Source organism: Pseudomonas sp., assembly GCF_035277045.1.
Taxonomy (GTDB): domain Bacteria; phylum Pseudomonadota; class Gammaproteobacteria; order Pseudomonadales; family Pseudomonadaceae; genus Aquipseudomonas.
In genome coordinates this window covers 1-6,085 of the sequence record NZ_DATELE010000316.1, presented here as the reverse complement: position 1 = coordinate 6,085, position 6,085 = coordinate 1, and the positions used below count along the sequence as shown (strand labels likewise).

Annotated in this window: 8 protein-coding genes; 2 read left to right on the top strand and 6 right to left on the bottom strand. The window is 62.4% G+C overall.

Annotated features, from left to right (window positions below; all coding sequences use genetic code 11):
* Positions 1-137: 137 nt before the first annotated feature.
* Positions 138-758, bottom strand: coding sequence for a LysE family translocator (locus VJS90_RS21025; RefSeq protein WP_324123557.1), 621 nt, complete (start codon positions 756-758; stop codon positions 138-140).
* A 232-nt stretch (positions 759-990) separates the two neighbouring features.
* Between VJS90_RS21025 and VJS90_RS21020 the strand changes: the two genes are divergently transcribed.
* Both VJS90_RS21020 and VJS90_RS21015 read left to right on the top strand, forming a co-directional pair.
* Positions 991-1,329: a hypothetical protein gene (locus tag VJS90_RS21020; RefSeq protein ID WP_324123556.1), complete on the top strand. Its 339-nt coding sequence runs from the start codon at positions 991-993 to the stop codon at positions 1,327-1,329.
* Positions 1,330-1,491: 162 nt separating this feature from the next.
* Positions 1,492-2,340 carry a 3-hydroxybutyryl-CoA dehydrogenase gene (locus tag VJS90_RS21015; RefSeq protein ID WP_324123555.1) on the top strand — a complete coding sequence of 283 codons (849 nt, stop codon included), beginning with the start codon at positions 1,492-1,494 and terminating at the stop codon, positions 2,338-2,340.
* Between the two features lie 22 nt (positions 2,341-2,362).
* Here VJS90_RS21015 and VJS90_RS21010 read toward each other — a convergent pair whose 3' ends face one another.
* The 5 genes from VJS90_RS21010 to VJS90_RS20990 all read right to left on the bottom strand — a co-directional run.
* Entirely contained in the window at positions 2,363-2,740 is a 378-nt protein-coding gene (locus VJS90_RS21010; RefSeq protein ID WP_324123554.1) for a response regulator, read from the bottom strand.
* A gap of 44 nt (positions 2,741-2,784) precedes the next feature.
* On the bottom strand, positions 2,785-4,011 hold the full coding sequence (locus tag VJS90_RS21005; protein WP_324123553.1) for a hybrid sensor histidine kinase/response regulator: 1,227 nt from the start codon (positions 4,009-4,011) through the stop codon (positions 2,785-2,787).
* Complete coding sequence (locus VJS90_RS21000) at positions 4,005-4,580, bottom strand: chemotaxis protein CheB (protein ID WP_324123552.1); 576 nt, start codon at positions 4,578-4,580, stop codon at positions 4,005-4,007. Before VJS90_RS21000 ends, VJS90_RS21005 begins: the two co-directional genes overlap by 7 nt.
* Positions 4,577-5,398: a protein-glutamate O-methyltransferase CheR gene (locus tag VJS90_RS20995; RefSeq protein ID WP_324123551.1), complete on the bottom strand. Its 822-nt coding sequence runs from the start codon at positions 5,396-5,398 to the stop codon at positions 4,577-4,579. The genes VJS90_RS21000 and VJS90_RS20995 overlap by 4 nt, the downstream gene beginning before the upstream one ends.
* The coding region (locus VJS90_RS20990) for a response regulator (protein WP_324123550.1) at positions 5,395-6,085 on the bottom strand (691 nt) is incomplete at its 5' end. The genes VJS90_RS20990 and VJS90_RS20995, both read right to left, overlap by 4 nt.

Here is a 6,085-nt window from a genome sequence, read left to right as displayed (position 1 = left end):
TGCGATAGATGTCTTGAATCTTTTTCATGGGAGTCTCCTCTCTTGGCTGAGGATCACCATACAGACAGGGCGAATAACGCGGTAGACCAAGAAAATGGCTTTGATCGTCCTATGGGTGGGACGCCATGCTCGCCGCTCTAGGAAAATGCCGATTCCACAAAGAGCAAGGGATACAGCGATATCACCAGCAGGGTCGCCATCAGCAGGTTGAACAGCATCAACCAGCGGGAGTTCTGCAAGACGTTGCGCAGCGCGCTGCCGAACATTACCCAGATCCCGACGCTGGGCAGGTTCACCAGCGCGAACACTGCGGCGATGACAATGACATTGAGTACGTAGCCTTGGGCTGGGGTATAGGTGGTGATGGCGCCCACCGCCATGACCCAGGCCTTGGGATTGACCCACTGGAACGCCGCCGCGCCCCAGAAGCCCAAGGGCCTGGAAGAGCCGGGGCCGGTTGTGCCCAGGGGGCCGGAGGTAGCGATCTTCCAGGCCAGGTACAGCAGGTACGCGGCGCCGCCATAGCGCAGGATGCTGTACAGCACCGGCCAGGCCTTGAACACCTCGCCCAGACCCAACCCTACCGCCATCACCATGACCATGAAACCGACGCTGATGCCCAAGGCATGGGGTATCGAGCGGCGTACCCCGAAGTTCACGCCCGAGGCCAGCAGCATGGTGTTGTTCGGCCCCGGGGTGATCGAGGAAACGAAGGCGAAGAGAACAAAGGCAGTGAGCAAGTCGAGTGAGGTCAGCATGGCAGGTAACTGTCGGCGTCAAGGTGCCCCCACACTAGCGGAGCGACGCCTTGCTGCACCCGTACAGTTAGCGTTAATTCTCCCTATACACTTCACTGTACCTTTCCTGGGTACGCGTGATGATCGAGAAATTTCCTACGAGCAATGCGGATTCGGCCTATATGAATTGAGTAGGTGCGCAAATCATGATCTCGCCCGTTTGCACCCGGACTACCACAGCGAGGCCTCGCTCATGCATACGGCAAAGTGCCCGACCGCGCCGCTCAAGTTCTATCTCTGCGAGCTTCTGAAGCACGATGTGAGCAATCCCGACGACGATCCCCACTGGAGTGGCGTGATGTTCTTCTGCGCCACGGACGAACACACCCGCACGCTGATCGAACAGATCGAGATGCTTGCCAGCGAGGCCTTCTTCGATGCCCGAGGGCGACCCATTCATCACCGGCTGCGCGCGGCCGCGGTGGAAGGCATCAAGGTGCGCCGGGTCAGGGATGCCCCGGCGGAACACACGGTGGTGCGCATTGCGCTTCCCGGGCGAGGCTATATCACGGTGAGCGCGGTGCGGCTCTAAGCCTTGCACGGGAGGCCGGCCGCCATCCTCGCGTGGGCATCTGCCCTGGAATCAGCGATTATCACCGCCAAGGCCGTTCATGAGCTACACCGTATCTGTGCAACGGCCGCGACTCAGGAATCGCCGTCGTCCCAGAACGCATCGGAAAGGAACCACACGCAGATGAACATCGAACAGATCGCCGTGATCGGCGCCGGCACCATGGGCAACGGCATCGCCCAGGTATGCGCTGTAGCGGGCTACCAGGTGACGCTGGTGGACGTGGCCGACGCCGCCTTGCAGCGGGGCATGACCACGCTGGCCAGGAACCTGGAGCGTCAGGTCAACAAGCAGACCGTGACCCGCGAGCAAGCCGACGCCGCACTGACCCGCATCCGCACCAGCACCGATTACGCCGACCTGCGCCCGGCGCAGCTGGTGATCGAGGCGGCCACCGAAAACCTGGCGCTCAAGCAACGCATCCTGCAGCAGGTCGCGGCCAACGTCTCGGCCGACTGCCTGATCGCCACCAACACCTCGTCGCTGTCGATCACCCAGCTGGCGGCTGCCATCGAATCTCCCGAGCGCTTCATCGGCGTGCACTTTTTCAACCCGGTGCCGATGATGGCGCTGGTCGAGGTCATCCGCGGCCTGCAGACCAGCGATACCACCTTCGCGCAGGCCCTGCTGGTGACCGAAAAGGTCGGCAAGACGCCGATCAGCGCGGGCAATCGCCCGGGGTTCGTGGTCAACCGCATCCTCGTGCCGATGATCAACGAAGCGATCTTCGTACGTCAGGAGGGCCTGGCCAGCGCCGAGGACATCGACACCGGCATGCGCCTGGGCTGCAACCTGCCGATCGGCCCGCTGGCTTTGGCCGACCTGGTCGGCCTGGACACGCTGCTGGCGATCATGGAGGCCTTCCTCGAGGGCTTCAACGACAGCAAGTATCGCCCCGCTCCGCTGCTCAAGGAGATGGTGGCGGCCGGGTACCTGGGCCGCAAGAGTGGCCGTGGATTCTTCACCTACTGAGGCAGGGCGCTGGGCTCACCGCTCAGCGCAGCAATTCCTGGATCTTGTCGTGCAGGGTATCGAGGTCGAACGGTTTGGCCAGGATCGGCGCCTTGCGGGCGATCGGGCTGCCGGATTCGAGGATTTCCGCCGGATAGCCACTGATGAAGATCACCTTCAGGTCAGGCCGCAGCTTGACGGCGGGCTCGGCGATTTCCACACCCGAGATCCCGCCGGGCAGGCGGAAATCGGTGACCATCAGGTCCAGGTGCGGCTTGCGTGCGAGGATATCGAACGCCTGCTCGCCATTTTCGGCCACCAGCACGTGATAGCCCTCCCCAGACAGGTAGTCCTTGAGGATCATCCGGATCGCGGGTTCGTCCTCGACGACCAGTACTACATCTTGTGCATCTTCACTCATGCCAACGCCTTGAATATCAATAGGATGGCCATACGACCCCAGGCTCAGGCAGAGGTTGCCTGCTCCCGACCACTTTCTTGCAGCGCCTCTGCAAGGGGCAGGTGGACGCTGAAGGTCGCGCCCTTGCCCTCCTCGCTCTCGACGCAAATCCTGCCGTTGTGCGCCAGGACGATCTGTTCGGAGATGTACAGCCCCAGGCCGAGCCCGGCACTGCCCTGATGCGCCGCCACGCGCTCGAACTGCTGGAAGATCCGTTGCTGGTTGTGCGAACTGATCCCGATGCCCTGGTCCTGCACCTGCACGCAGGCCATGCCGGCCTCCTCGAACACGCGCACCTTGACCGGCCGATGTTCGCCGTAGCGCAGGGCATTGCTCAGCAGGTTGGCGATCACCTGCTCGATACGGAACTCGTCCCACTGGCCTTCAAGGGTCTCGCAGCGTTCGAGCTCGATCACCGATGCCGAGGCGGCCGCCTGGGCCGCGAAGTTCTCGACCAGCCCCTGAACCAGGGGGCTCAGGTCGAATCGCTTGGGCCGGATCGACAGCTTGCCGGTGCGGATACGCGAGACATCCAGCATGTCTTCGATAAGCCGGATCAGGCTGTTGATCTGACGCTCGTCGCGCTCGACCATGGCGCGCATCTTGTCGAGGGTGAAGGCTTCAGCATTGTCGCGCGCCAGGTGCATCTTGCGCAGCTGGGTTTCGAGGATCAGGCCATTGAGAGGCGTGCGAACCTCATGTGAGACGATCGACATGAAATCATCGCGCATGCGCACGGCATGCTCGAGCTCGCTACGCGCCACCTGCAACTGCCCCAGCAACTGCTCCTGTTCCTGGCGGCTGCGCTCCAGGGCTTCAAGTTGCTGCCCGAGCGTCTTGCGCTGGCGGTAAAGGTCGACGAATACCGAGACCTTGCTCTTGACCGCGTGGTTGTCCAGCGGCTTGTGCAGAAAATCCACCGCGCCGCTTTCGTACCCCTTGAAGGCGTAATTGAGCTCGCGGCCAGCGGCGCTGACGAACACGATCGGGATGTTCTTGGTCTTTTCGGTGCCGCGCATCAGCTCGGCCAGCTCGAAGCCGTTCATGCCAGGCATCTGCACATCGAGAATGGCCAGTGCGAACTCATGTTCGAGCAACAGCGACAAGGCCGCCTCGGCGCAATTGGCTTTGTGCACTTCACGGTCGGCCCCCTGGATCAGCGCCTCGAGCGCCAGCAGGTTTTCCGGCAAGTCATCGACGATCAGCAGTTTGGCTGGGATAGGGCTTAGCATTCACTGGGTTCCAGGGTGGCGAGCAACTGCCCGATACCGCTCAGGGAAAGTATATGGTCTGGCTGGTGCAAGGCCAGTGCGGCCTCGGGCATCAACGCGACCTGTGCTTCGCGGGGATCCTGGACCACAGTCCGGCCACCGCTTTGTTTGATATAGGCAAGGCCGCGGGCACCGTCCTCGTTGGCGCCGGTCAGCAGCACGCCGAGCAACCCGCGGCCATAGGCATCGGCGGCCGACTCGAACAGGAAATCGATCGCCGGGCGGGAAAAATGCTCCGGGTCCTCCTGGCTCAGCGACAAGCGGCCATCCAGCTCCACCGACAAGTGGTAGCCAGGGCCTGCGACATAGATCATGCCGGGGGCAATCGGTTCCTTGTCCCGGCCTTGCACCACCGGGCGCAGCAGCTTGCGCTGCATCACCTCGGCCAGGTGGCTGTCACGGCCTTCTGGCAGGTGCAGCACGCACACCACGGGAATGGCGAAGCCCAGCGGCAGCGCACCGAGCACGGTAAACAGGGCCGCGACCCCGCCGGCTGACGCACCGATCACCACCGCACGGGTCCGGTTCATGACTTGCGGTAGATCCGTTCAGGCTTGACCAGCGCCTCGAAGCGCTCGCCGTAGGACGAAAAATCGAGGGTTTCCTTGCTGCCCAAAACCAGGAAGCCGCGATGGCACAAGGACTCGTGGAACAGGCCGAACGCGCGGTCCTGCAGGTCCTTGTTGAAATAGATCAGCACATTGCGGCAGGAGATCAGCTGGGTTTCGGAGAACACGCTGTCGGTTGCCAGGCTGTGGTCGGCGAACGTCACGTTCTCGCGCAGGCTGCTGTCCATGATGGCGTTGCCGTAGGCGGCGGTGTAGTACTCGGAAAAGTCCCGGCGCCCTCCGGCCTTGCGGTAGTTCTCGGCATAAGCCTGCATGTCCTGCATCGAGAAGATGCCCTGCTTGGCTTTCTCGAGCGAGCGCGGGTTGATGTCGGTGGCATAGAGGATGGTGCGATCAAGCAGGCCCTCTTCACGCAGCAGGATTGCCATCGAATACACCTCCTCGCCCGTGCTGCAGCCGGCAATCCATACCTTGATCGAAGGCCAGGTGCGCAGCAGCGGCACCACTTCCTGGCGCACCGCCAGGAAGTGATCGGGGTCGCGGAACATCTCGCTGACCGGGATCGTCAGGTACTGCAGCAGCTGCATGAACATGCCCGGATCATGCAGTACCCGCTCCTGCAGGGCCGACACCGTCCGGCACTCGAGCTGACGCAGCGCATGGTGGACCCGGCGCTTGATGGAGGCACCTGAGTAGTCACGAAAATCGTAGCTGTACTTGAGGTAGATTGCCTCGATCAGCAAGCGAATCTCGATATCGATGTTGGGTTGGCTAGTCAAATTCGCTCCAGCTGTGGCAGCCATACTCGGATCAGGGAGAACAGCCGGTCGAGGTCGATCGGCTTGGCCAGGTAATCATTGGCCCCGGCCTGCAGGCAGCGCTGCTGGTCATCCTTCATGGCCTTGGCGGTGACGGCGATGATCGGCAGCTTGCGCCAGCGCGCCTGCTCGCGGATCAGGCGCGTGGCCTCGTAACCGTCCATTTCCGGCATCATCACGTCCATCAACACCAGGTCGATGTCATCGTGCTGCTCAAGCCGCTCGATCGCCTCGCGGCCATTTCGGCCGATCTCCACCAGCGCGCCCTTGTGCTCCAGGGCGCTGGTCAGGGCGAAGATGTTGCGCACATCGTCGTCGACCAGCAGGATCTTGCGGCCCTCGAAGACCTTGTCGCGGCTGCGCGCAGTCTTGAGCATGCGCTGGCGCTCATGCGACAGCTGCGACTCGACCTTGTGCAGGAACAGCGTGACCTCGTCGAGCAGGCGCTCGGGCGAGCGCGCGCCCTTGATGATGATCGAGCGCGAGTACTTGAGGAGGTCGGCTTCCTCGTCGCGGGTGAGGTTTCGCCCGGTGTAGACGATGACTGGCGGGAAGGACCGGATATCTTCGGACGTCATGCGCTTGAGCAGCTCGTTGCCGAGCATGTCAGGCAGCTTGAGGTCGATGATCATGCAGTCGTAGATGTTC